We start from the raw sequence: 22,080 nt of genomic DNA, 5'->3' as shown, positions 1-22,080 counted from the left end.
TGTGGATGGCAGCTAGCCACCCCCGGCGGTGTGCCTGGGTACGACGGCGATAAGGAGGTTGGTAATAATGTTACGCATGGCAGGTGCCCGGCTTCCCAAAGGTTGCGCGAAACATAGCGGCCAGCGCCCCGATGTCAAGGCAATGCCGCCGTTCTCGCGCGATTTTGGCAGTGTAGCGGTGTTCCCGGGGTTGGGCGAGAGGTAAATTCGGGGCCCGAGGCACAAAAGCGTGTCAGCCGGGTTCCCGTGCCGCGTTCACGATCGCCGCCAGCCAGCCCCGCGTCTCCTCTAGCTTCACCCATTCGAATTGGGGCAATTGGTGCCGGAACCAGGTGAACTGCCGCTTCGCATAGTGGCGGGTGTCGGCCCGGCCGATGGTCGCCGCCTGCTCCAGGCTGAGCTCACCGCGCAGATGCCGGATCAGGGCCGGCACACCATGAGCCTTCATCGCCGGCAGCAGCGGATCGAGGTTTCGGGCAGCGAGACGCTCGACCTCCTCCAGCGCGCCGGCACCCAACATAGCCTCGAAGCGGGCGTCGATGCGCGCATAGAGCTCGTCGCGCTCGGGCGCGAGGAACACCGCGCGAAAGCTGTCCTTGGGGAGCAACGGCGGCTGGCCCTCATGATGCCAGTCCAGCAGTGAACGGCCGGTGGCTTCGGCCACTTCGAGCGCGCGCGCAATGCGCGTGCGATCGCGACGGTTCAAGCGCTCGGCCGCCCGCGGATCGGAGGCTGCGAGTTCGTCGTGCAGCGCTTCGACGCCGTTCCGCTCCAGCCGCGCCCGGACGTCCTCGCGCACCTCGAGAGGGATCGGTGGCACCACGGAAAGGCCCGCCGTGAGCGCCTTGAAATAGAGCCCGGTGCCGCCGATGAAGATCGGCAGGCGCCCTTCGGCTTTCGCCGCTTCGAGCGCCTTGGCCGCGTCGCCCACCCAGGCACCGGCCGAAAAATTCACGGCCGCATCGACATGGCCGTACAGGCGATGAGGCACCTGCGCCTCGTCGCCAAGGGTGGGGCGCGCGGTGATGATGCGGAGGTCACGGTAGACCTGCATGGAATCGGCATTGATCACGACCCCGCCCGCAGCGAGCGCAAGCTCGAGCGCCAGCGCCGACTTGCCGCTGGCGGTTGGGCCTGCGATAAGCACCGCCTTGCCAACATCCCTCCTGCCGACTTGCCCCTCGCTCACGAAAACCTCAAATGTCCCTCGTCGCCACGCTGATCTGCAACCCGAATAATCCCGCGCTCGACTCGACCATCGTCGATGGCGCCCGCGCCGTGCTGCCTCAGGCAGCTCCCGCGCACTGGCTGTTCGACGGGATTGCAGTCGATATCCCGTTCGGCGCCGACAGTAACCTCGAAGGCGACCGTCACGCCATCGAACAGCGGCTCCGCGAGCTTCGCGGGGACCTGCCCATCGACATCGTGGTGCAACCAGTCGGCTTCCGGCGCAAGAAGCTTTTTCTCGCCGACATGGATTCCACCATGATCGGCCAGGAATGCATCGACGAGCTCGCTGATTTCGTCGGAGTGAGGGCCCATGTGGCCGCCATCACCGAGCGCGCGATGCGCGGTGAGGTCGAGTTCGAGCCGGCGCTGCGCGAGCGCGTCGCGCTGCTCAAAGACCTCCCCGCCAGTGCCGTCGATGAAGTTCTGGCCAAGCGGATTACGCTGACCCCAGGTGGCCGCGAACTGGTCGCGACTATGCGCGCCCATGGCGCCTATGCCTGTCTCGTCTCCGGCGGCTTCACGCTGTTCACCAGTGCGGTCGCCGCAAGGATCGGTTTCCAGGAGAACCGCGCCAACGAGCTCGTCGTCCGCGACGGCAAGTTCACCGGCGAGGTGAGGGAGCCGATTTTGGGGCGCGCGGCAAAGCTCGCGACGCTGGTGGATCTGATGGAGTCGTTCGATCTCGACGACGTCGACTCGCTGGCGGTCGGCGACGGCGCCAATGATCTCGCGATGATCCAGGCGGCGGGGCTGGGCGTGGCGTATCATGCGAAGCCGGCGGTCGCGGCCGCAGCCGCGGCGCGGATCGATCATGGCGATCTCACCGCGCTGCTGTATGCGCAGGGGTATCGGCGCGAGGAGTTCGTGGAGGCGTAGCCTCCTCCTCTCCGCCGTCATGGCCGGGCTTGTCCCGGGCATCCACGTTACGCTCGTCCGCATGGCAAGGCGTGGACGGCCGGGTCAAGCCCGGCCATGACGAGAGGTGAAAGCGAGCGCTCTTACTGCACGCTCAGCGCGACAAAACGCAGCTCGCCGTCGGCGTTCGACACCAGCAGCAGCACCGATTTCTTGCCGTCTTTCTTGAGCTGGTCGACCCGTTTCTGGATGTCGGCGCCGCTGGAGACGGCCTCCTGCGCCACCTCGACAATGACGTCGCCGGCCGAGAGGCGCTTCTCGGCGGCATCCGAATTGGCGTCGACATTGGTGACGACCACGCCCTTGACGCTGTCCTTGATCTTGTAGCGCGCACGCAGGTCCTTGCTCAGCGCGGCGAGATCGAGGCCGAGCGCCTTCTGTGTCACGGTCTTTTCAGGCGGAGGCTCGTCGGTCTTCACCGCGGCCTGCACCTTGTCGGCATCCTGCAACCGGCCGAGCGTGACCTTCTTGGTTTCCTCCTGGCTCTTGCGGATGATGACGACGTCGACCTCCTTGCCGACCGCCGTGTCGGCGACCACGCGAGACAGATCCTTCGGGTCCTTGACGTCCTTGCCGTCGAACTTGACGACGACGTCGCCGGGCTCGATGCCGGCCGGTTTGGCCGGGCCCTTGTCGTCGACACCGGCAACCAGCGCGCCGCGCGGCGGCTTGATGTTGAGGCTCTCGGCGATCTCGTCGGTGACGCTCTGGATGCGCACGCCAAGCCAGCCGCGGCGCAATTCGCCGAACTGGCGGAGCTGGTCGACGACACCCGCCACCGTCTTCGACGGTACGGCGAAGCCGATGCCGATCGAGCCGCCGGACGGCGAGATGATCAGCGTGTTGACGCCGATGACGTCGCCATCGAGGTTGAACAGCGGACCGCCGGAATTTCCGCGGTTGATGGAGGCGTCGGTCTGAATGTAGCTGTCGTAGGGACCTGAGGAGATGTCACGGTTCTTCGCCGAAACGATACCGGCCGTCACGGTGCCGCCGAGGCTGAAAGGATTGCCGATCGCGACGACCCAGTCGCCGAGGCGCAGCTTGTCGGAATCACCGAACTTCACCGACACCAGCGGCTTCGACGGCTTGAACTTGAGCACGGCAAGGTCGGTCTTCTTGTCGACTCCGACCAGTTCGGCCTTGATCTTGGTCCCGTCGTTGAGAATGACGTTAATCTCATCGGCGTCCGCGATGACATGGTTGTTGGTGACGACGACGCCTGACGTGTCGATGATGAAGCCACTTCCGAGCGAGTTGGTCTTGCGCGGCGCCGGGCTGTTCTCGCCGCCCTTGCTGCCGCCGCCGGGACCCTTGCGGTTCTTGAAGAAGTCGTCGAAGAACTCCTCGAAGGGCGAACCGGGCGGCAGTTGCGGCATGGCATTGCTGCCGCCGCCCCCGCCCTTGGCTTCGACGGTCTGCGAGGTCGAGATGTTGACGACCGCGTCAATCACCTTCTCGGCGACGTCGGCGATGCCATCCGGTCCGCGCGCATAGGCCGGTGTGCCGAGTGCGCTGAAAGCGCCAACGGCGAGCGCGGCCAGCCCTAAGCGCAAACGGGTCGGGGCAATGGTGGCAGCGGTCATTGTGATCTCCAGGAAACAAGGATTCGACGTCAAGACTGCGCTCGAACGGGGGGACGGCGCAAGCGCGGACCTTAACGGGCCTCAAGACCCGGATAATAAGGCGAAAACCGGTCCCTCGCCTTCACTTTGGCGTTGGTGCGACGGCTAAATTGGACGTCGCATAACCCAGATCAGGACCAGGCCGGCCACGGCCGAACCAATGCCGACCGCCCGCAGGACGTTATCCGGCGTGGCCATCGCGCTTTTCATGGCCTTGCGCATCCAGGCCGGACTTGCCGCGAACATCAAGCCTTCCAGCACGAACAGGATGCCCAAACCGATGAGGAAGTCGGCGAACGCAATGGACCTCATCGGATTGGAACCTCCCGTTGTGCTGTTCTTGTCTGGACGAAGGGCGGCCAGACTTGCCGCCCTTGTCTCACTTACGGCTTCGCTGGCGTCGTGGTCGCCGTCTTGCCGGACGGGTTACCAAAGAACCGGAAGAAATCCGAGTCCGGGCGCAGCAGGAAGCGGGTGTCGTTCGCGCGCAGCCCGGTCTCATAGGCCGCCATCGAACGGTAGAAGGCGAAGAAATCCGCGTCCTGGCCGTAGGCTTCGGCGAACAGACGGTTGCGCTCGGCATCGCCGACGCCGCGCGTCTGCTCGGCCAGCGACCTTGCATCCGCCTCGATCACGGTCGCCTCGCGGTCGGCCTTGGAGCGGATCTCCTGGGCCTTCTGGCCGCCCTGCGCGCGGAACTCGGCGGCTTCGCGCTCGCGTTCCGTCTTCATGCGCTGATAGACCGCCTGGCTGTTCTGCTCCGGCAGATCGGCGCGGCGGATCCGGACGTCGACGACCTGGATGCCGTAGCCGTCGGCCTCGTGGTCGAGCTGATCGCGGATGCGCTGCATCAGCTTCTCGCGGTCGTCGCGGACCACGTTGATGAAGGTGACCTCGCCGAGCACGCGGCGCAGCGCAGCGTTCAAGAGCGTGGTGAGCTGGATGTTGGCGGCCTGGATCGAGCCGATGCTCTGATAGAAGCGGAGCGCGTCCTTGATGCGGTAACGCGCGAAGGCGTCGACCACGAGCCGCTTCTGGTCGGACGCGATCGCTTCCTGCGACGGGTTCTCCAGATCGAGGATGCGCTTGTCGATGTTGATCACCGAATTCCACGGCGCCTTGAAGTGCAGGCCGGGAGCGGTAACGACATCGACGGGCTTGCCGAACTGCAGCACGATGGTCTGCTCGGTCTGCGCCACCGTGAACAGGGACATGTAGCCCACGATCACGACGAGCAGGAGGCCGAGCAGCGTGACGATACCTGTGACCGGAGATCTCATCGGTTGCCTCCGGTCGTCTGCTGGCCGGTTGCAGGCGGCCGCTTGGCAGTCAACTCGCTGAGCGGCAGATAAGGCACGACGCCCTGGCCCGACTGGCCGCCGTCATAAATGAGCTTTTCCGAACCGCCGAGCACGCGCTCCATCGTCTCCAGATAAATCCGTTCACGCGTCACGTCGGGCGCCTTCTTGTATTCCTCGTAAACCTTCAGGAAGCGCGAGCTCTGGCCCTTGGCCTCGGCGACGGTCTGCTCCCTGTAGCCTTCGGCGGCCTGCATGATCTGCGCCGCACGCCCGCGTGCCTGCGGCACGACCTGGTTGGCATACGTCTGCGCCTCGTTCTGCAGCTGCTCGAGATTGGCGCGCGCCGCCTGGACGTCGCGGAAGGCGTCGATCACCTGCGCCGGCGGGTCGACCTTCTGCATCTGCACCTGGCTGATCTGAATGCCGGCGCCGTAGCTGTCCAGGGTCTTCTGGATTAGTTCCTGCACGCCTTGTTCGGTAACGTTGCGCGCGCCGGTCAGGATCGGCTGGATCTGCGAGCGGCCGATCACCTCGCGCATCGCGCTCTCGGCGACTGCCTTCACGGTGCCTTCGGGATTCTGGATGTTGAAGAGGAAATCGCCGACGCCGTTGGGCTTGATGCGCCAGAGCACGGTGAAGTCGACGTCGACGATGTTCTCGTCGCCGGTCAGCATCAGGCTCTCTTCCGGCACGTCACGAATGGAGCGGCCGCGCCGCGCCGGGTCGTCGATCAGCGTCATGCCGATGGAGATGGTGGAAACGCGCAAGGCCTTTGGCAGCAGCACGGTCTCGATTGGATAGGGCAGATGGTAGTTCAGGCCGGGCTCCACGGTGCGGACATGCTTGCCGAAGCGCAGCACGACGCCGAGCTCTTCGGACTGCACCCGGAAGAAGCCCGACAGCAGCCAGAACGCGACGATGAGCAGCACGATCAGCGTGATGCCGATGCCGGAGAAATAGCCACCCGGCATGATCTGCTGGAGGCGATCCTGGCCGCGCCGCAGAAGATCTTCCAGATCCGGCGGCCTTGGCCCGACCGGTTGCGGGCCGTTGCCCCATGGTCCCTTCGGACCCGAGCCCCATGGGCCACCGCCCTGATTCTTCCACGGCATTCGACGCTCTCCTCGGCAGGGTGAAATTGCCCCCGCCCGCTTTGTCCGGTCCGGCTTTATAGGGGACAGGCAGGTCCCTTACAACGCAGCCCTCGCCGCCCTCCGAGCTAAGCTTGGGGGCAGAAAAGTCAATGTTAACATTGGCAAATGCGGTTAATGGCCTGCCCGCCGACGATATGTCACATAGGAGTAGTCGGCGCTGTCGTGGGGTCCGGCAGGATGACGGATGCGTTCAACCTCATCCCACTCTGCCCTGTCGATGTCGAAATGCGTGTCGCCTTCGGGCCGGGCATGCACTTCGGTGATCTCGAGGCGATCGGCGCGATCGAGCCATTGCCGAAAGATTTCGGCGCCGCCAATCACGGCGATCTCGGCGACCGAACGCCGCAGGGCATCGCCGCGCGCGATGGCGTCTGCGGCGGCAGTCGATGTCGTCACGATGGCGCCGGCGGCGCGATAATCCGCATCGCGCGTGACGACGATGTTGGTGCGGCCGGGAAGCGGCCGGGGCAGGGATTCGAAGGTCCTGCGGCCCATGATCACGGGCTTGCCGATCGTGAGCGCCTTGAAGCGCGCCATGTCGGATTTCATTCGCCACGGCATTGCGTTGCCGGCCCCGATGACGCCGTTCTCCGCGATCGCGACGACGAAGACGATCTCCATCAGGTCGCGCTCCCGGCAAGCCGCGTCAGCGCCGGACCGGTGACGCGGCACAGCGTCCAGTCCTCCAGCATGATGGCACCGAGCGATTTGTAGAACGCGATCGACGGCGCGTTCCAGTCAAGCACCGCCCATTGCAGCCGCGACCAGCCGTTCTCGACGCATTCCCTGGCGAGGTGCACGAGCAGAGCCTTGCCGAGGCCCCTGCCCCGATGCGATGGCCGCACATACAAATCTTCGAGATAGATGCCGTGGCGGCCGCTGAACGTCGAAAAATTCGCAAACCACACCGCGAAGCCGACCGGCTCGCCGTTCCACTCGGCGAGAGCGCAATGGAGTTGCGGTCGTTCGCCGAACAGTGCGTCGGCGATGTCAGCCTCGGTCGCCTCGACCTCGTGCGAAAGTTTTTCGTACTCGGCGAGCTCGCGGATGAAAGCGAGAACCAGCCCGGCCTCACCGGGACGCACACGGCGGATGTTGAGCTGCATCGACTTCAGACCGCGACCGCGGCCTTGATGTGCGGATGCGGATCGTAGCCGACGAGCTCGAAGTCCTCGTAACGGAAGGAGAAGATGTCCTTCACGTCGGGGTTGATCCGCATCACCGGCAGCGCGCGCGGTGCGCGCGTGAGCTGGAGCTTCGCCTGCTCCAGATGGTTGGAATAGAGATGGGTGTCACCGAACGAATGCACGAAGTCGCCGGGCTTCAAGCCCGTGACCTGCGCCACCATCATGGTGAGCAGTGCGTAGGAGGCGATGTTGAAGGGGACGCCGAGGAACACGTCGGCCGAACGCTGATAGAGCTGGCACGACAGCTTGCCGTTGGCGACATAGAACTGGAACAGGCAGTGGCACGGCGGCAACGCCATCTTGTCGACCTCGGCCGGATTCCAGGCCGAGACGATCAGGCGGCGCGAGTCCGGGTTGCGCTTGATCATGTCGATCACATTCGCGATCTGATCGATGCTGCGTCCGTCCGGCGCGGGCCAGGAGCGCCACTGGTGGCCGTAGACGGGGCCAAGATCGCCGTTGGCGTCGGCCCACTCGTCCCAGATGGTGACGCCGTTGTCGCGCAGATATTTGATGTTGGTATCGCCTTTCAGGAACCACAACAGTTCGTGCACGATCGCCTTCAGCGGCAGGCGCTTTGTCGTCAGCATCGGAAAACCGGCGGACAGGTTGAAGCGCATCTGATGGCCGAACACCGACAGCGTGCCGGTGCCGGTCCGGTCGGTCTTTTCGGCGCCGTCTGAAAGAATCCGCTCGAGCAGGTCCTGATACTGGTGCATGTGCGTGAGCCTTTGGGGAGGCGGCGAACTTAGCGGCCGCCCCCGCGCTGCGACAGCGGCGATTCGCCATCCATGCGCATTATACCCGGAAAAGTGAGCGCTCCCGGTGCAAACGACAAGGGGCGGAACTCAGCGTCCCGCCCCTTGTCTATCAGATTGATCCTGCTGGCCAACTTGCCGGCTTGGGTTCGGGTCACGGCGCGCCGACGCTGGCGGCGCCCCTAGTTTTCGGATTCGGTGAACACCTCGTCGCGCTTGGCACGCAACGCCGGCAGCACCGTGAGCACCAGGAGGAAAGCGGCGATGCCGAGCAGCACGGCCGACAGCGGACGCGTCAGGAACACGCTCCAGTCGCCGCGCGAGATCAGCAGCGCGCGGCGCAGGTTCTCTTCCATCAGCGGTCCGAGCACCATGCCGAGCAGCAGCGGCGCCGGCTCGAAATCGTGCTTGATCAGCCAGTAGCCGACCAGACCGAACACGCCTGCCAGGATGACGTCGACCGGCGCGTTGTTCACCGAGTAGATGCCGATCGCGCAGAAGATCACGATCGAGGGGAACATCAGCCGGTAAGGGACGCGCAACAGCCGCACCCAGATTCCGACCAGCGGCAGGTTGATGATGATCAGCATCAGATTGCCAATCCACATCGAGGCGATCATGCCCCAAACCAGCTCCGGCTGCTTCTGCATCACCTGCGGACCGGGCACGATGCCGTGGATGGTCATCGCGCCCACCATCAGCGCCATCACGGCATTGGGCGGGATGCCGAGTGTCAGCAGCGGGATGAAGGAGGTCTGCGCCGCGGCATTGTTGGCGCTTTCCGGCGCCGCCACGCCTTCGATCGCACCGCGGCCGAACCGCGACGGGTTCTTGGCGATCTTCTTCTCGAGCGTGTAGGACGCAAAGGACGCGATGACCGCGCCGCCGCCCGGCAGGATACCGAGGATCGATCCGAGCACGGTGCCGCGCAGGATCGCAGGCGCCGAGTCGATCAGGTCTTTCCTGGTCGGCATCAGGCCGGTGATCTTCTGCTGCACGAGGTCGCGGTTCATCTCGGCGCCGGCGTCGAGGTTGCGGATGATCTCGGCGAAGCCGAACACGCCCATCGCCACCGTCGCAAAGCCGAGACCGTCGGCAAGCTCCGGAATGTTGAACGCCATGCGCGAGGCGCCGGTCTCGATGTCGGAGCCGACCATCGACAGCATCAGGCCGAACACGATCATCGCGATCGCTTTCAGGACCGAGCCCTTGGCCAGCACCACCGCAAAGATCAGGCCGAGCACCATCAGCGAGAAATATTCCGCCGGGCCGAACGCCAGAGCGAGCTTGGTCAGCGGCGCACCGAGCACGGCGATGAGCACGGTCGCAACGCATCCGGCGAAGAACGAGCCGATCGCCGCGATCGCCAGCGCCGGGCCGGCACGGCCTTGCTTCGCCATCTGGTGACCGTCGATGGCGGTAACGACCGACGTCGCCTCACCGGGAATATTGACCAGGATCGAGGTGGTGGAGCCGCCGTACTGGGCACCATAATAGATGCCGGCGAGCATGATCAGCGCGCCGACCGGCGGCAATCCGAACGTGATCGGCAGGAGCATCGCCACGGTTGCGACGGTGCCGATACCGGGCAGCACGCCGACCAGTGTGCCAACCAATGCGCCAATCAGGCACATGAGAATATTGATCGAGATCGGGAGCGACAGACCGTAGAGCCACCAGGGTGACCACCAGGAGATCTGAAACACCACACCGAAACCAAGGCCCAGATTGTGGAAGAGATCGAACATCACACCCTCACTGAACCAGGAAGCGCGGGAACATCGGCATCGGCAGGCCTAGCACGTAGGGGAAGAGCAGCGCGCAGCCGAGCGTCAGGCAGGCGCCGACAATGAGCGCTTCGACCCAGCGTGTCTCATGCGTACCCATCGCCGCGATCATGAAGCTTGCGAACGCCGTTACCACCACCCCAAGCGGACGAATCGCCAGCGCGAAGAAGACGATCGAGAACATCACGAAGAGCGGCCCACGCCAGGCATAGTGCGCCATGCTGGGCCCGTCGGTCAGCAGCCCCGTCAACGCGATGCCGGCGCCAAGTGCGACGAGGAGCCCGCCAAACATCCGCGGCGCCGTGCCGGCGCCAAAGGAGAAGCCCCGCATCCCCTGCAAATCGCTAGAGGCCCACAGTGCGAACAAGGCGAGCGCCATCAGCACGATTCCGCCGACATAGTCCTGCGCGGACCTGATCGTCATGAAGAACGTGAGAATCGCCACCGCAAAGATCGGATAGGAATAGATCAGCGCCAGCAGCACATCGGATGACGCCTTCTTGGTGTCACCGCCGACCGCCCCGAGCAACGCGCCGGGCGCCCCCGCGAGCAGCGCAGTCGCGTGGCTGATGACGACGGCGGCCGGCCCGCGTCCAGCGCCCCAGCCAAAGATCGTCCCGAACGACCAGATGAATTCGAAAATCTGCGGCGCTATGGCCAGCAGACAAAAGCTGATCACCACCGAGGTGTTTCGGTTGGCTGTCGCCGAGTGGCCCATCGTATCGGCCATGCATGTCTCCTCCGCGACCCGTAAGCCACGAGCACTGTTGTTCTAATCGGCTGGAAATCGATGCCCCCGCCCGGATCCCTGCCTAGCCATTTTCATTACACAATGCCAGCAAAACCCAACAAGCCCCCGACGAGCAAAATCCATAGTGGATTGATGCGCGAGACGGATGCGACCACTGCAACCGTCGCGGTCAGAAGCAGCGCAGCAAGCGTACGATCGGTCGACTCGGCGAGGATCAGGGCGCTCGCCGCCATCAGGCCGATCGAGAGCGGAACCAGTGCAGCCTGGATCAGCCCGGGCCAGCGCGATTGGTTCGGCCGGTTGAGGAGCCGGCTGACATAATAGGCAAGCAACGCGGTGGGCAGGGCACATGGCCAAAGTCGCCGCCAGGGCGCCGGGGATGCCGGCGACAGCATAGCCGATCAACGTGACGATAAGCACATTCGGACCTGGTGAGAGCTGCGCGATCGCATAGGCATCGGCGAACTGCTTGTCGGTCATCCAGTGATGCACATCGACCGCGATGCGGTGCATCTCGGGCACCGCCGCCGCGGCACCGCCGACCGCGAACAGCGACATCAGACCGAAGGTCGAGATCAGCCCCCAGATCGGGTTCTCCGCGTTCATGCTGCTACCTTCCGCCGCATCAGGAAAGTGGCGCCGACGCTGACGGGGATCGCGACCAAAAGCACGGCCTGGAGCGGCAGGCGAAGGACGCCGATGGCGAGGAACACGCCCAGCATCAGGATGAGCGCCAAGGCGTCCAGCCGCTTGAGCAGCGGCGTCATCATCCGGAAGACCACCGCGATCAAGAGGCCGACGGCCGCACAGGAAATGCCCGCGAGGATGCGGCGCAGCACGTCCACATCGCCGAACCGGGCGTAGATGATCGCGAGCACCGTCATGATCAGCGTGGGCGGCAGCAACAGCCCTGCAAAGGCGGCAATGCCGCCGGCGATCCCGCGCAGCCGCGCGCCGAACACCATCGAGAGATTGACGATGTTGGGCCCGGGCAGGAAATGGCAGAGCGCAAAAGTCTCGTTGAACTCGTCCGCCGTCATCCAGCGGTGCTGCTCGACGATGGCCTGCCGGGCGAATACCAAAACCCCTCCGAAGCCCGCCAGCGACATCCTGGCGAAGGCGAGGAACAGCGCGAGCAAGCCCGGCGGAACGGCGCTGGTGGCTGGACCGTCCGGCTCTTGAACTGGTTGTTGCGCGACCGGTGCGGAATCCTCGGACATGTCAGGAGCTTAGAACGCCGGCCGGCAGGCGGCCAAGCCTGCCGGGAACCTATCCAGAGGGAACCTCGGAATGATCGCTCGAAACACCTGTTATTTGAAACGTTTGCCCCCTATATTGGGAGTGCCGGTTCGCCGGCTATGGAAATAAACGGTCGTCGCAATAAACCATTCGGACCCGGGGGCGGTACCCGGCGCCTCCACCAAAGCCCACCAGCGGGCTGGCCCTGAAAGCGGGCTTTGGCGGGGGCGAAATAGGATCGACGAGGGCGTAAAGGGCGTTCTTTTTCCCGGTATTGTTCCGCCGTTATCGGGCTATGCAATAGTTGCCAACGACAACTTTGCTCCGGTTGCTCAGGCTGCGTAACGCAGTTTGAAAGACCATTCTGAAGTCCTAACGGGTTAAGCTCCGTTAGGCGGGGTTCGGAGGCACCTGGCAACAGAAGCCTCCACTTACCTCTTATTTCCTACCCCGCGGGGACTCCTGCTGACCCGTCAGGCGCGGTACTATTGCGACTTGGCGAGTCGGGCCGGCAGGGCCCAGCTCCTGGAATGCAACAGGACCACCATGGCGACCGATCATATCCGATACGATGTGCTGGCCCGCGACGCGCTGCGCGGCGTGTTGCGCAAGGTGCTGACCGACGCCGCGTCCCAGGGACTACCCGGCGAGCATCATTTCTTCATCACCTTCGTGTCGAAGGCGGAGGGCGTGAAGCTGTCGTCGCGGCTGCTGGCCCAATATCCAGAAGAGATGACGATCATCCTGCAGCACCAGTTCTGGGATTTGACCGTGCTCGAGGACCGCTTCGAGGTCGGCCTGTCTTTCGGCGGCATTCCGGAGCGGCTGATCGTGCCGTTCAGCGCCATCAAGAGCTTCCTTGATCCGTCCGTGAAATTCGGCCTCCAGTTCGACACCTCCGATGTCGCCGACGTCTCGGCCGAGACCTTGCCGGCCGCTCCCGCCCCGTCCGCGGTCGCGGTGGCCCCTGCCACTGACCCTGCGGAAGGCACTGAGGAGCCGGCGGCTCCGAACCAGGGCGGCGCCGAAGTCGTGCGATTGGATCGTTTCCGCAAGAAATGATCTAGATCGGGTCGGCGCCCGTCGCAGGCGGCCAAACTCCCTATATAGAGGCACATGATGAGGCCGCGCGGCATTTCGCGCGGCGGAATGGATGTGCTCATGGCCAAAACTTCCCTCTCGAAGACTTCCCCCTCGAAGACCGACGGCTCCTCGCGCCCGGCGACCCGCACCGAGACCGACAGCTTCGGCCCGATCGAGGTCCTCGCCGATCGTTATTGGGGCGCGCAGACCGAACGCTCGCGCCAGAATTTTCGCATCGGCATCGATCGCATGCCGATCTCGCTCGTGCATGCGCTCGGCATCGTCAAGCTCGCCGCAGCGCAGTCCAACCAGGAGCTCGGTTTGCTCGACCAGCGCCGCGCCAACGCCATCATCCGCGCTGCGCGCGAGGTGATCGAGGGCAAGCTGGACGATCATTTTCCGCTGGTGGTGTGGCAGACCGGCTCGGGCACCCAGAGCAACATGAATCTCAACGAGGTCATCGCCAACCGCGCCAATGAGATCCTGGGCGGCGAGCTTGGCGCCAAGAAGCCGGTGCATCCCAACGATCACGTCAACATGAGCCAGTCGTCGAACGACTCGTTCCCGACCGCGATGCATATCGCGGCGGCAAGCCGCATTACCGCCGATCTGGTCCCTGCCCTTGGCGAATTGCTGCGTGCACTGCGCAAGAAGGAGAAGGAGTTCGCAAAGATCGTCAAGATCGGCCGCACCCACACCCAGGACGCGACGCCGTTGACGCTCGGCCAGGAATTTTCCGGCTATGCCGCACAGGTCGAAAGCGGCATCGCCCGGCTCAAGGTCGCGGTGAAGGAGCTCTATCCGCTGGCGCAGGGCGGCACCGCCGTCGGCACCGGCCTCAATTCGAAGCCGCGCTTTGCAAAACTGTTCGCAAAGCACGTTGCCGGGATTACCAAGCTGCCGTTCACCAGCGCGGCCAACAAATTTGAGGCGCTGGCTTCGAACGACGCCTATGTATCGGCGCACGGCGCCATCAATTCGGTCGCGACAGGCCTGTTCAAGATCGCCAACGACATCCGCCTGCTCGGATCGGGTCCGCGTTCGGGCCTCGGCGAACTCATGCTGCCGGAGAACGAGCCGGGCTCCTCGATCATGCCGGGCAAGGTCAATCCGACGCAGTGCGAGGCGATGACGATGGTGTGCTGCCAGGTGTTCGGCAATCACACCGCGATCACGGTCGCCGGCAGCCAGGGCCATTTCGAGCTCAACGTCTATAAGCCCGTACTGGCCTACAACATGCTGCACTCGATCCGGCTGATGGCGGACGCCGCGCGCTCCTTCACCGAGCATTGCGTCAGCGGCATCCGCGCCGACGAGAAGCGCATCAAGGAACTGATGCAGCGCTCGCTGATGCTGGTGACGGCGCTCGCCCCCAAGATCGGCTACGACAACGCGGCCAAGGTGGCCAAGACGGCGCATGCCAACGGCACCACCCTGAAGGAAGAGGCGCTGCGGCTTGGCTTCGTCTCAAGCGAGGAATTCGACCGCCTGGTGCGCCCCGAGAAGATGACCAGCCCGGGATAAATTCCGAATTCCGATAGCCATCCGTAATGATACGGAGCCCCTAGCTCCATTAAATGTAGGGCTTAAAGGACGGGATTTGATTACCGTCAATGTCGCGGCGGGATTGCGTGTTACGTAGCCCCTCCGCCCCCACGGGGCGGAATTCATCGTTTGATGGCCCAAGGGTCGATTGACGAGGACAAGCGAATGGCGATCAAGTCTCATCGGGCGCAATTCGGCGCACAGTTTCTGAATGTTTCATCCTGCCCACGGAGGATCGGATGATGGAGACGCGACATGGCGAACGTCATCAACCTGAATCGTTTCCGGAAGCGCGCCGAGCGGGAAGCCACGGCGAAGCAGGCGGACGCCAACCGAACGAAGTTCGGCCGCACGAAGGCGGAGCGGTCGGCGGAGGAGACGCGCGCGGATCAGGCGAAGACGCACCTGGACCAGCACCGGATCGATTGCCAGGAGCAGCCATGAAGTCGCCCGTCGTGAAACGGTCGATCGTCGTCGCCGGCCACAAGACCAGTGTCAGCCTGGAAGAGGCGTTCTGGAACGGCATGAAGGAGATCTCGGGCCTGCGCAACATGACGCTGTCCGAGCTGGTCGGCGAGATCGACAGCAACCGCCAGCAGGGCAATCTGTCCTCGGCGATCCGCCTGTTCGTGCTCGACTACTTCAAGAGCCGCGCCATGGCCGCCATCCAGGCGGAAAAGGTCCCGGCCCAGTAGCCGTCTTTGCGCCGATCCTTGATGCCGATCCTGGCGCCGATCGCTTCTGTCACGAAGCTGGTACTTTAAAATCACTCTAAGGTGCAGTTTCAGCGACCGAGCGCGCTTGACCTCGATGCCCTGCGTTGAAAATACAGGGCATGACCGACATCCATGATACGCGTCCGCAGATGCCGCTGGGCCTGGCCCAGCGCGGCTATACCGGCGTCATCCAGCACCTTTCCCCCAAGGACGCAGGCTCGGCACTCTCGGACATCGAACTCGAGAGTCGGCTGATCGAGCTCGGCTTCGTCGAGGGCGCGCGGGTCGAGATCCTGCACGAGGGGTTGGTCGGCCGCGACCCGATCGCCGTGCGGGTCGACAGCATCACCATCGCGGTCCGCCGTCGCGAAGCCATGGCCATTATCGTCGCCTGAAGCGACCGGACCCCAATTCCATGGAAGCACCCCTGCTGCATCTCGCCCTGGTCGGCACGCCAAACAGCGGCAAGACCTCGCTGTTCAATGCGCTGACCGGCAGCCGGCAGAAGGTCGCGAACTATCCCGGCGTCACCGTCGAGCGCAAGGAAGGCTTCTTCGTCACGCCCTTGGGACGCCAGGTCTCCGTGGTCGACCTGCCGGGCACCTATTCGCTGCGCGGACGGAGCCCGGACGAGGAGATCACCCGGGACTTCGTGCTCGGCAAGGCCACCGGCGAGATCGTGCCCGACCTCGTGCTGTGCGTGGCGGACTCGACCAATCTGCGCCTGACCATCCGCCTGCTGCTGGAGCTCAAGCGCACCGGCCGGCCGATGATCCTCGTGCTCAACATGTTCGACATCGCGACCCGCCGCGGCATCACTGTCGACGTCGAGCGGCTCGCCAAGGAGCTCGGCGTGCCCGTGGTCACCTCGATCGCGGTGCGCAAGGGCGGCACGGCCGACCTGCTGTCGCTGACCGACGAGATTTCGGCAAAGCTCGCCGCCGAGCCGGGAGAGAACAATTGGCGGGCGCTCAGCGTGGCCGACTTGCGCGCCACCCAGCGCGAAGCCGACCGCATCATCGCCGACTGCGTCAGCCTGCCCAGCCGGCCCGACACCTGGACGGCGCGGATCGACGCGGTCGTGCTGCATCCCGTCGGGGGGCTGATCGTGCTCGCGGCGATCCTGTTCGTGATGTTCCAGGCGGTGTTCGCCTGGGCGCAGCCGCTGATGGAGTTGCTCAATTCCGGCTTCGACTCCCTCGGCGAGTTTGTGCACGCGACCTTACCCGCAGGCCTGCTGCAGAGCTTCCTTCAGAACGGCGTGATCTCAGGCGTCGGCAGCGTCATCGTGTTCCTGCCGCAGATCATCATCATCTTCCTGTTTATCCTGCTGCTGGAAGATTTCGGCTACATGGCGCGCGCCGCGTTCCTGATGGACCGCATCATGGGCGGCGCCGGCCTGCACGGCCGCGCCTTCATTCCGCTGCTGTCGAGCTTCGCCTGCGCCATCCCCGGCATCATGGCGACGCGCGTGATCGACAACAAGCGCGACCGGCTGACCACGATCCTGATCGCGCCGCTGATGACCTGCTCGGCGCGCATTCCCGTCTACACGCTGATCATCTCCGCCTTCATTCCGGCCAAAGACGTCTGGGGCTTCATCAACCTCCAGGGCCTCGTGATGTTCGGCCTCTACGCTGCCGGCATCATCAGCGCGCTGCTGGTCTCGTTTCTCATCAAATTCTTCATGCTGCGCGACTATGCGCCGGCGCCGTTCATGCTGGAGCTGCCGGACTACAAGATGCCGCGGCTGAAATCGATCGCGATCGGCGTCTACACGCGGGCCAAGATGTTCCTGCACCGCGCCGGCACCACGATCTTCTCGATGATGGTGCTGATCTGGTTCCTGGCCTCGTTCCCGCAGCCGCCCGCAGGCGCAACCGAACCGGCGATCGATTTCAGCCTCGCTGCGATCATCGGCAAGGCACTCGAGCCGCTGCTGGCGCCGGTCGGCTTCAATTGGCAGATCGCGGTCGCGCTGATCCCCGGCATGGCGGCGCGCGAGGTCGCGGTCGCGGCGCTCGGCACCGTCTATGCGATCGAAGGCGGCAAGGAAGCGGCCGAGCAGATCGGCCAGGTGCTGGCGACGAAATGGTCGCTCGCGACCGCGCTGTCGATGCTTGCCTGGTACATCTTTGCCCCGCAATGCGCATCGACGCTGGCCGTGATCCGGCGCGAGACCGGAAGCTGGACCTGGATGGCCGTCACCTTCTTCTACATGCTGGTGCTGGCCTATGCCGCGAGCCTTCTGACCTACAATGTCGCGGTCGCGTTCGGGGCGGGGTAGGCCCCAAACAAAAAACTGCGAAAACAACCCCATGCACAGTAGACGGGTGTTGTGAAATCAATGACTTACACTTGTGCGAAAATCGTCCGGCCGCAGGGCTGCGCCAGTTGCTCCGTCGGGCAAAACAGGAGCATGATGCCATCATCGCCACGACCGACCATATCTGGCGTCAAGCCGGTTTATGCGCCAGCACCGTTCCAATCCGCTCCTTCTTGAGCGCGAACTGCGCGGCCAATGCGAGGCCGAATGCCAGGCAGAACGTCGTCCCAGCCGCAATGAAGCGCAGCTTATTGGTTTCCCAGATTGCCCCCTCCTGTGCCATCAGCGACAGCAGTTGGGGCAGAAGCAAGAACACATTGGTTGCCGCAAAGCCGAAGCAATTGAACAGCCGCCACGCGACCGTTCGCATCGAATTGTCGATGTCCGGCAGATCGGAGCAGCTCTGCCTGTCGAGATAGTACGAAATATAGACTGTCACGAGCGCCGGCCCGAGGCCCCACCGCAACATCGCAAAGTAAAGGCTGGCAAGGGACATTTCCCGCAAATTGCCCTCGCCAAAGTTATGCACGGCCAACGTCAGACCAGCGGGCCCTACGGCGAGCGCGACCAGGAAGCTCCAGCAATAAGTGGTGAGGTGGGACTGATCTGAATCGCTTCCCAGAGATGACATCGCAAATCGAAGCAAGAGAACGACGACGATTGCCAATCCATAATTGCAAAGCGAATACATGACCCATGCAATCGAGCGATTGGGGTCCTGCGCCCAGACGACGCCTCTGCCTTGCAGCACGTCATAAATCACGGCCGAAATGGTCACGCCCAGATAAACGGAGCAGATCAAGGCAATGATATAGACGATCCAGTACCGTAGCGGATTGTCGTGAATGGGCGCATCGATTTCGATGCCGAATTTGCTGGCCTCATTGCGCAGGTCGATGCGGGAGCCGTTGCGATAGATCAGGTAACACGCGACAAGCCGGGCAAATCGGTTGTAGAGGTCCTTGATCAGTTGCGTGGCCTGGGGCGCAGCAAGGCCCGTCAACGTCCCAGCCTTCCACTGGCTCATCGTCGGCGCCCCCTGCTGGAAGTCTGCCATCAGCTTGTCGAAACCAAAGCTGTCCTCGGTGAAGAAGGTGGCGTCATCTCCGGTGTCGCGTCCCTGCGTCAGCCACCATTTCATGTAACAGATTTCCGCCCACATCCGATCCGGGGTGTTCGGATCCTTGCGGAAGTCCTGATCGACGACATCCGGAGAATTCGCGATGACTTTCGAGAGCACCTCCTGCGGCACACGCAGCGAAAAGCGGATTTGCGCCATGATCTGCTTCGCGAGCTGAGGCACGCTGATCCAGCTCTGGATCACATCGCGCACCATCAGCAGGACGTTCCATTGAGCCTCCTTCGTCAGGAGGAACAGATACACGATCCCCATTGCGGCGACGACGGTCAGGTACGGAGCAGACTGAATTTTCGCAGCCTCTATGAAGGCTACCGGAAATGCAGGAACCAGCGGCGCCAGGGCAATGACGTCGCGGTTCTCATGGATGAGAAGAAGGAAGAAGCCGCATGAGAATACGACAAAGATGAACCCGCCCAATCGATACTGCTGCCGGGTCGTCATGTATCGCGGGAAAGTCGGGACTTCGGCAATGTTGACCGCGCGGCCAAAAGCCTGCCAGGCCAACCGGCCTGCCACCACCAGGCCCAACAACGTGATGGACCAGCGCACCAGCGAAGGAACCAGGTCGGACGCGGCGTCACCGACCTGATCTGCGGAGGCTGGTGTCGATAGTAAAATGGAAATGACAATTCCCAACACGATGCTAGCCATAGCCTGAACTCCCTCTTGAGCGAGATAGTTCGAACGGGCCGCTCTACGCGGAATTAGGCGTACCGTAAATCCGGAGCGACCACGTGTGTGTGAACCAATTCACATCCTCTGGACGTTTTCGTGCAGCTCTCTCTCTGAAGAGGCACAATGCCTTGCCCGCAAGAAAATCGCCGGACCGCATCCGGAAAGAGCCTCGCACAATCAGCGCTATCAGCTGTTCGCCGGTTGCACCGTCGCGCAAAACAGGCGCATGATGGTATTGTCGGAGAATTGGCGCGACGCTTCGTGACGGCAAGCTAGGCCGGCGTAGCACGCCTTCTCAGCCGCGGGCCGGGCTCGCCGGAAACGTCGCGGTGAACACCGTTTCATCCCGCATCGACGACGCGACGATCAACCCGCCATGGGCGCGCGCGATCTCTTGGGCAATGTACAGTCCGAGCCCAAGCCCTTTCTGGTTCGGCAGAACGTCGCCGCGATCGAACGCAGTGAAAAGGCGCGGGATCGCATCAGCCGGAATTGGCGCGCCTTTGTTGGCAACGCTGAGATCAAAGCCAGCGCCGGTCGTCTGCGCCAGCACCCTGATCGGCTTGTCGGCGGCGCCATAGGAAATCGCGTTGCCGAGAAGATTGGACAGCATCTGACCTATGCGGTCGGCGTCGATTCTCACAGGTCCCGGAACGTTGACGACCGTTTCGATGACGCGATCCGGGTGCACGTTCTCGAACTCCGCGACAATTTGCCTGATGACAGGCTCGAGTGGCTGTTCTTTCAACTTGAGCTGCATCCCGGCGCCGAGCCGCGCGCGGGCGAAGTCCATGACATTGTCGATCAGGCCCGCCATCCGGCCCACGCTTCCCTGCAGGAGGTTGATCCAGTTCTTCCCCTCGTCATCGACCTTCTTGTTCAGAAGCCGCAGGCCGCCCTGGATCGAGGCAAGAGGGTTTCGGAGGTCGTGACCGAGCACGGCGATGAACTGCTCGCGCAGTTCCGCATTGCGTTGTTCCAGCGCGAGCCTGTTCTCGATCAGTTCGACGCGCTCGGCCGCGTCGAGATGAGACGCGATCAGCTCGGCAAAAAGCTTGAACATGCCGATGACTTCGGGAGTCCGAAGCTTGCGCGGCTTCGGATCGATCGCACAAAGAGTTCCGAAGAATGAACCGTCGGGCAGAATGATCGGCACGGAGATGTAGCTTTGGAAGCCATATTGTGCAGGCGTGTGATGCTTGCAGTAGCCGGCGTCTTTGCTGACATTCTCGATGACGACCGCCTCGCGGCTCTGCCGGATCTCATGGCAGATCGTGGTCTCAACCTTGAGCTCGTCAGCGGGTTTCAGCCCGAACGCAAGTTCGTCACGCGAGGCACATGTGATCCACCTGTCCTCGGTGACGCGGGCAACGGCCGTAAACCCCATGCCGGTGGTCCGGCTGACCACGTCGAGGATGGTCGAGACCGCAGCGATCCCGCTGATCTTGGCTATGTCGCGCTCGAAATCCATTGCCACTCCGCGTCGGAACTTCGCTGGACGACCGTGCCCCCCAACAAAGCGCGTCCTTGCAATGGTAAGAAGCACTGCCAGCCAAGTTATTCCGCGTCAATGTTACTCGACCCTCCGCCTTGGAAGGGGCTATCTGTTCCCAATGGAACATTTCAGCACGGCTAGGCTAACCGCCGACAGGCTTCGTGAGGATCACCTGGCCGACCTCGTCGCATTGCATCTCCATGCCGGGGTGTCCCGATATCTCGGCGGCGTGCGTCCGGCGGAGAGGACGAAGACCCACCTCGGAATTCGAAGCGAGCATCCGGCTCAGCGTACTCGCTCAGTGCGCTCGCTCGGTGTGGTGGAGCCTGAGACGCCTTCTTCGTTCGAATCGCTCTTGGGCTCCTGGATCAGCACCGCCGGTTCGTCATAACCCTTGCGGCTGCTGTAGAACACCAGCGCCATCAAGCCGATGCCGACCACCAGCGAAAACACGACACCGAGCACCAGTGCGACATAGCCCGACGCTGGCACCTCCGTTGTCGTGCTGAACCAGCCGAGATAGCCGAGCGCGCCGGCACCGACGAGGAAGGCGCATAGCACCGCTATGACCAGCCATCTGGCGATCTTGCCGTCTCCGGGAACGGGTGATTCAGGTTGCCCGTCTGTACTGTTCATGGATCTCTCCTCATGGCGCACGCGTCGCGCGGTCGTACCATTGCGCTAGGGGGCGGTGACTTTGGTCGCGATCGCGTGCAGGGCCGCCGTCATGGCGACAATTGCAGCCTTGGCCGGCTCGCCGATGTCGTAACGCCCGGCGATATACGCCGGATCATTGTAGGACAACCAGGTCGCGCCTTGTTCGTCCTGCCAGACCAGCGCCTTCAGCGGCAGATCGATGCCGCTGGTCTGCGACTGCTGCATCAATGGCGTACCACCCCTGGCGTTCCCGAAAATGATGAGATTGGTCGGGCGCAACGGCAGGCCGGCAGCGGCGGCGCCCGCGGCATGATCGACATGGGCGAATATTGTGAGGCCCTTGACTATCACTTCCTCTTCCAGCCGCTTCATCGTCTCTTCAGGCCCGAAACTGCTCCTGATCGTGATCAGTCCGTCGACGGCCATTGCATGGGTCTCCCATAAACATGTCGCAGCAACCAAAGCGAGGATCTTGACCAGCGCCGAAACCCTCAT

The 22,080-nt window shown here is 63.4% G+C and carries 22 protein-coding genes, 1 other RNA gene and 1 pseudogene; 8 read left to right on the top strand and 16 right to left on the bottom strand.

Going from position 1 to position 22,080, the window contains the following annotated elements; all coding sequences use genetic code 11:
- Positions 1-232: 232 nt before the first annotated feature.
- Positions 233-1,189: a tRNA (adenosine(37)-N6)-dimethylallyltransferase MiaA gene (gene miaA, locus ACIPUD_RS01715; protein ID WP_231190455.1), complete on the bottom strand. Its 957-nt coding sequence runs from the start codon at positions 1,187-1,189 to the stop codon at positions 233-235.
- A gap of 11 nt (positions 1,190-1,200) precedes the next feature.
- On the opposite strand from miaA, the gene serB reads away from it, so the two are divergent.
- Positions 1,201-2,106, top strand: coding sequence for a phosphoserine phosphatase SerB (gene serB, locus ACIPUD_RS01710; RefSeq protein WP_085360665.1), 906 nt, complete (start codon positions 1,201-1,203; stop codon positions 2,104-2,106).
- A 122-nt stretch (positions 2,107-2,228) separates the two neighbouring features.
- Here serB and ACIPUD_RS01705 read toward each other — a convergent pair whose 3' ends face one another.
- The 11 genes and pseudogenes from ACIPUD_RS01705 to ACIPUD_RS01655 all read right to left on the bottom strand — a co-directional run bounded on the left by ACIPUD_RS01705 (position 2,229) and on the right by ACIPUD_RS01655 (position 11,928).
- Positions 2,229-3,731, bottom strand: coding sequence for a Do family serine endopeptidase (locus ACIPUD_RS01705; RefSeq protein WP_018454338.1), 1,503 nt, complete (start codon positions 3,729-3,731; stop codon positions 2,229-2,231).
- A 144-nt stretch (positions 3,732-3,875) separates the two neighbouring features.
- A complete protein-coding gene (locus tag ACIPUD_RS01700; RefSeq protein WP_018454337.1) occupies positions 3,876-4,082 on the bottom strand; it encodes a DUF2065 domain-containing protein in 207 nt (68 codons plus the stop codon).
- Positions 4,083-4,153: 71 nt separating this feature from the next.
- Complete coding sequence (gene hflC / locus ACIPUD_RS01695) at positions 4,154-5,050, bottom strand: protease modulator HflC (RefSeq protein WP_018454336.1); 897 nt, start codon at positions 5,048-5,050, stop codon at positions 4,154-4,156.
- Positions 5,047-6,183 (bottom strand): FtsH protease activity modulator HflK, encoded by a 1,137-nt coding sequence (hflK, locus tag ACIPUD_RS01690; RefSeq protein ID WP_007600977.1) that lies wholly within the window; start codon positions 6,181-6,183, stop codon positions 5,047-5,049. Before hflK ends, hflC begins: the two co-directional genes overlap by 4 nt.
- Positions 6,184-6,336: 153 nt before the next feature.
- Positions 6,337-6,846: a dihydrofolate reductase gene (locus ACIPUD_RS01685; protein ID WP_018454335.1), complete on the bottom strand. Its 510-nt coding sequence runs from the start codon at positions 6,844-6,846 to the stop codon at positions 6,337-6,339.
- Positions 6,846-7,331, bottom strand: a complete 486-nt coding sequence (locus tag ACIPUD_RS01680) for a GNAT family N-acetyltransferase (RefSeq protein WP_018454334.1) — start codon at positions 7,329-7,331, stop codon at positions 6,846-6,848. Before ACIPUD_RS01680 ends, ACIPUD_RS01685 begins: the two co-directional genes overlap by 1 nt.
- Before the next feature lie 5 nt (positions 7,332-7,336).
- A complete protein-coding gene (locus ACIPUD_RS01675; protein WP_007613362.1) occupies positions 7,337-8,131 on the bottom strand; it encodes a thymidylate synthase in 795 nt (264 codons plus the stop codon).
- 221 nt (positions 8,132-8,352) lie between these two features.
- Positions 8,353-9,918 carry a tripartite tricarboxylate transporter permease gene (locus tag ACIPUD_RS01670; protein ID WP_018454333.1) on the bottom strand — a complete coding sequence of 522 codons (1,566 nt, stop codon included), beginning with the start codon at positions 9,916-9,918 and terminating at the stop codon, positions 8,353-8,355.
- A gap of 7 nt (positions 9,919-9,925) precedes the next feature.
- The gene (locus tag ACIPUD_RS01665) at positions 9,926-10,687 is read right to left on the bottom strand and encodes a tripartite tricarboxylate transporter TctB family protein (RefSeq protein WP_018454332.1); all 762 of its coding nucleotides are present in this window, start codon (positions 10,685-10,687) and stop codon (positions 9,926-9,928) included.
- Positions 10,688-10,782: 95 nt separating this feature from the next.
- A pseudogene (locus tag ACIPUD_RS01660) lies at positions 10,783-11,314 on the bottom strand (chromate transporter).
- Positions 11,311-11,928, bottom strand: coding sequence for a chromate transporter (locus tag ACIPUD_RS01655; protein WP_018454330.1), 618 nt, complete (start codon positions 11,926-11,928; stop codon positions 11,311-11,313). The pseudogene ACIPUD_RS01660 and the gene ACIPUD_RS01655 overlap by 4 nt, the downstream one beginning before the upstream one ends.
- A gap of 84 nt (positions 11,929-12,012) precedes the next feature.
- Here ACIPUD_RS01655 and ssrA point away from each other — a divergent pair.
- From ssrA to feoB, 7 genes are all read left to right on the top strand, one after another.
- Positions 12,013-12,379, top strand: a transfer-messenger RNA (tmRNA) gene (gene ssrA, locus ACIPUD_RS01650).
- 114 nt (positions 12,380-12,493) lie between these two features.
- On the top strand, positions 12,494-13,009 hold the full coding sequence (locus ACIPUD_RS01645; protein ID WP_018454329.1) for an SspB family protein: 516 nt from the start codon (positions 12,494-12,496) through the stop codon (positions 13,007-13,009).
- Positions 13,010-13,108: 99 nt separating this feature from the next.
- Positions 13,109-14,554: a class II fumarate hydratase gene (gene fumC / locus ACIPUD_RS01640; protein WP_244561280.1), complete on the top strand. Its 1,446-nt coding sequence runs from the start codon at positions 13,109-13,111 to the stop codon at positions 14,552-14,554.
- Positions 14,555-14,830: 276 nt separating this feature from the next.
- Entirely contained in the window at positions 14,831-15,019 is a 189-nt protein-coding gene (locus ACIPUD_RS01635) for a DUF4169 family protein (protein ID WP_446480025.1), read from the top strand.
- On the top strand, positions 15,016-15,270 hold the full coding sequence (locus ACIPUD_RS01630) for a ribbon-helix-helix domain-containing protein (protein WP_018454326.1): 255 nt from the start codon (positions 15,016-15,018) through the stop codon (positions 15,268-15,270). Before ACIPUD_RS01635 ends, ACIPUD_RS01630 begins: the two co-directional genes overlap by 4 nt.
- Positions 15,271-15,410: 140 nt before the next feature.
- Entirely contained in the window at positions 15,411-15,686 is a 276-nt protein-coding gene (locus ACIPUD_RS01625) for a FeoA family protein (RefSeq protein ID WP_018454325.1), read from the top strand.
- Positions 15,687-15,706: 20 nt separating this feature from the next.
- A complete protein-coding gene (gene feoB, locus ACIPUD_RS01620; protein WP_018454324.1) occupies positions 15,707-17,578 on the top strand; it encodes a ferrous iron transporter B in 1,872 nt (623 codons plus the stop codon).
- Positions 17,579-17,747: 169 nt separating this feature from the next.
- On the opposite strand, the gene ACIPUD_RS01615 is transcribed toward feoB, so the two are convergent.
- The 4 genes from ACIPUD_RS01615 to ACIPUD_RS01600 form a co-directional block, all read right to left on the bottom strand.
- Positions 17,748-19,409, bottom strand: a complete 1,662-nt coding sequence (locus ACIPUD_RS01615; protein ID WP_446480024.1) for a hypothetical protein — start codon at positions 19,407-19,409, stop codon at positions 17,748-17,750.
- Between the two features lie 319 nt (positions 19,410-19,728).
- Positions 19,729-20,904 carry a GAF domain-containing sensor histidine kinase gene (locus ACIPUD_RS01610; protein WP_446480023.1) on the bottom strand — a complete coding sequence of 392 codons (1,176 nt, stop codon included), beginning with the start codon at positions 20,902-20,904 and terminating at the stop codon, positions 19,729-19,731.
- Between the two features lie 309 nt (positions 20,905-21,213).
- Positions 21,214-21,564 (bottom strand): hypothetical protein, encoded by a 351-nt coding sequence (locus ACIPUD_RS01605; protein WP_247820422.1) that lies wholly within the window; start codon positions 21,562-21,564, stop codon positions 21,214-21,216.
- 45 nt (positions 21,565-21,609) lie between these two features.
- Positions 21,610-22,080, bottom strand: coding sequence for a DUF302 domain-containing protein (locus ACIPUD_RS01600; protein ID WP_247820423.1), 471 nt, complete (start codon positions 22,078-22,080; stop codon positions 21,610-21,612).

Source organism: Bradyrhizobium sp. CAR08 (assembly GCF_052871955.1).
This window is presented reverse-complemented; position numbering and strand designations above follow the sequence as displayed.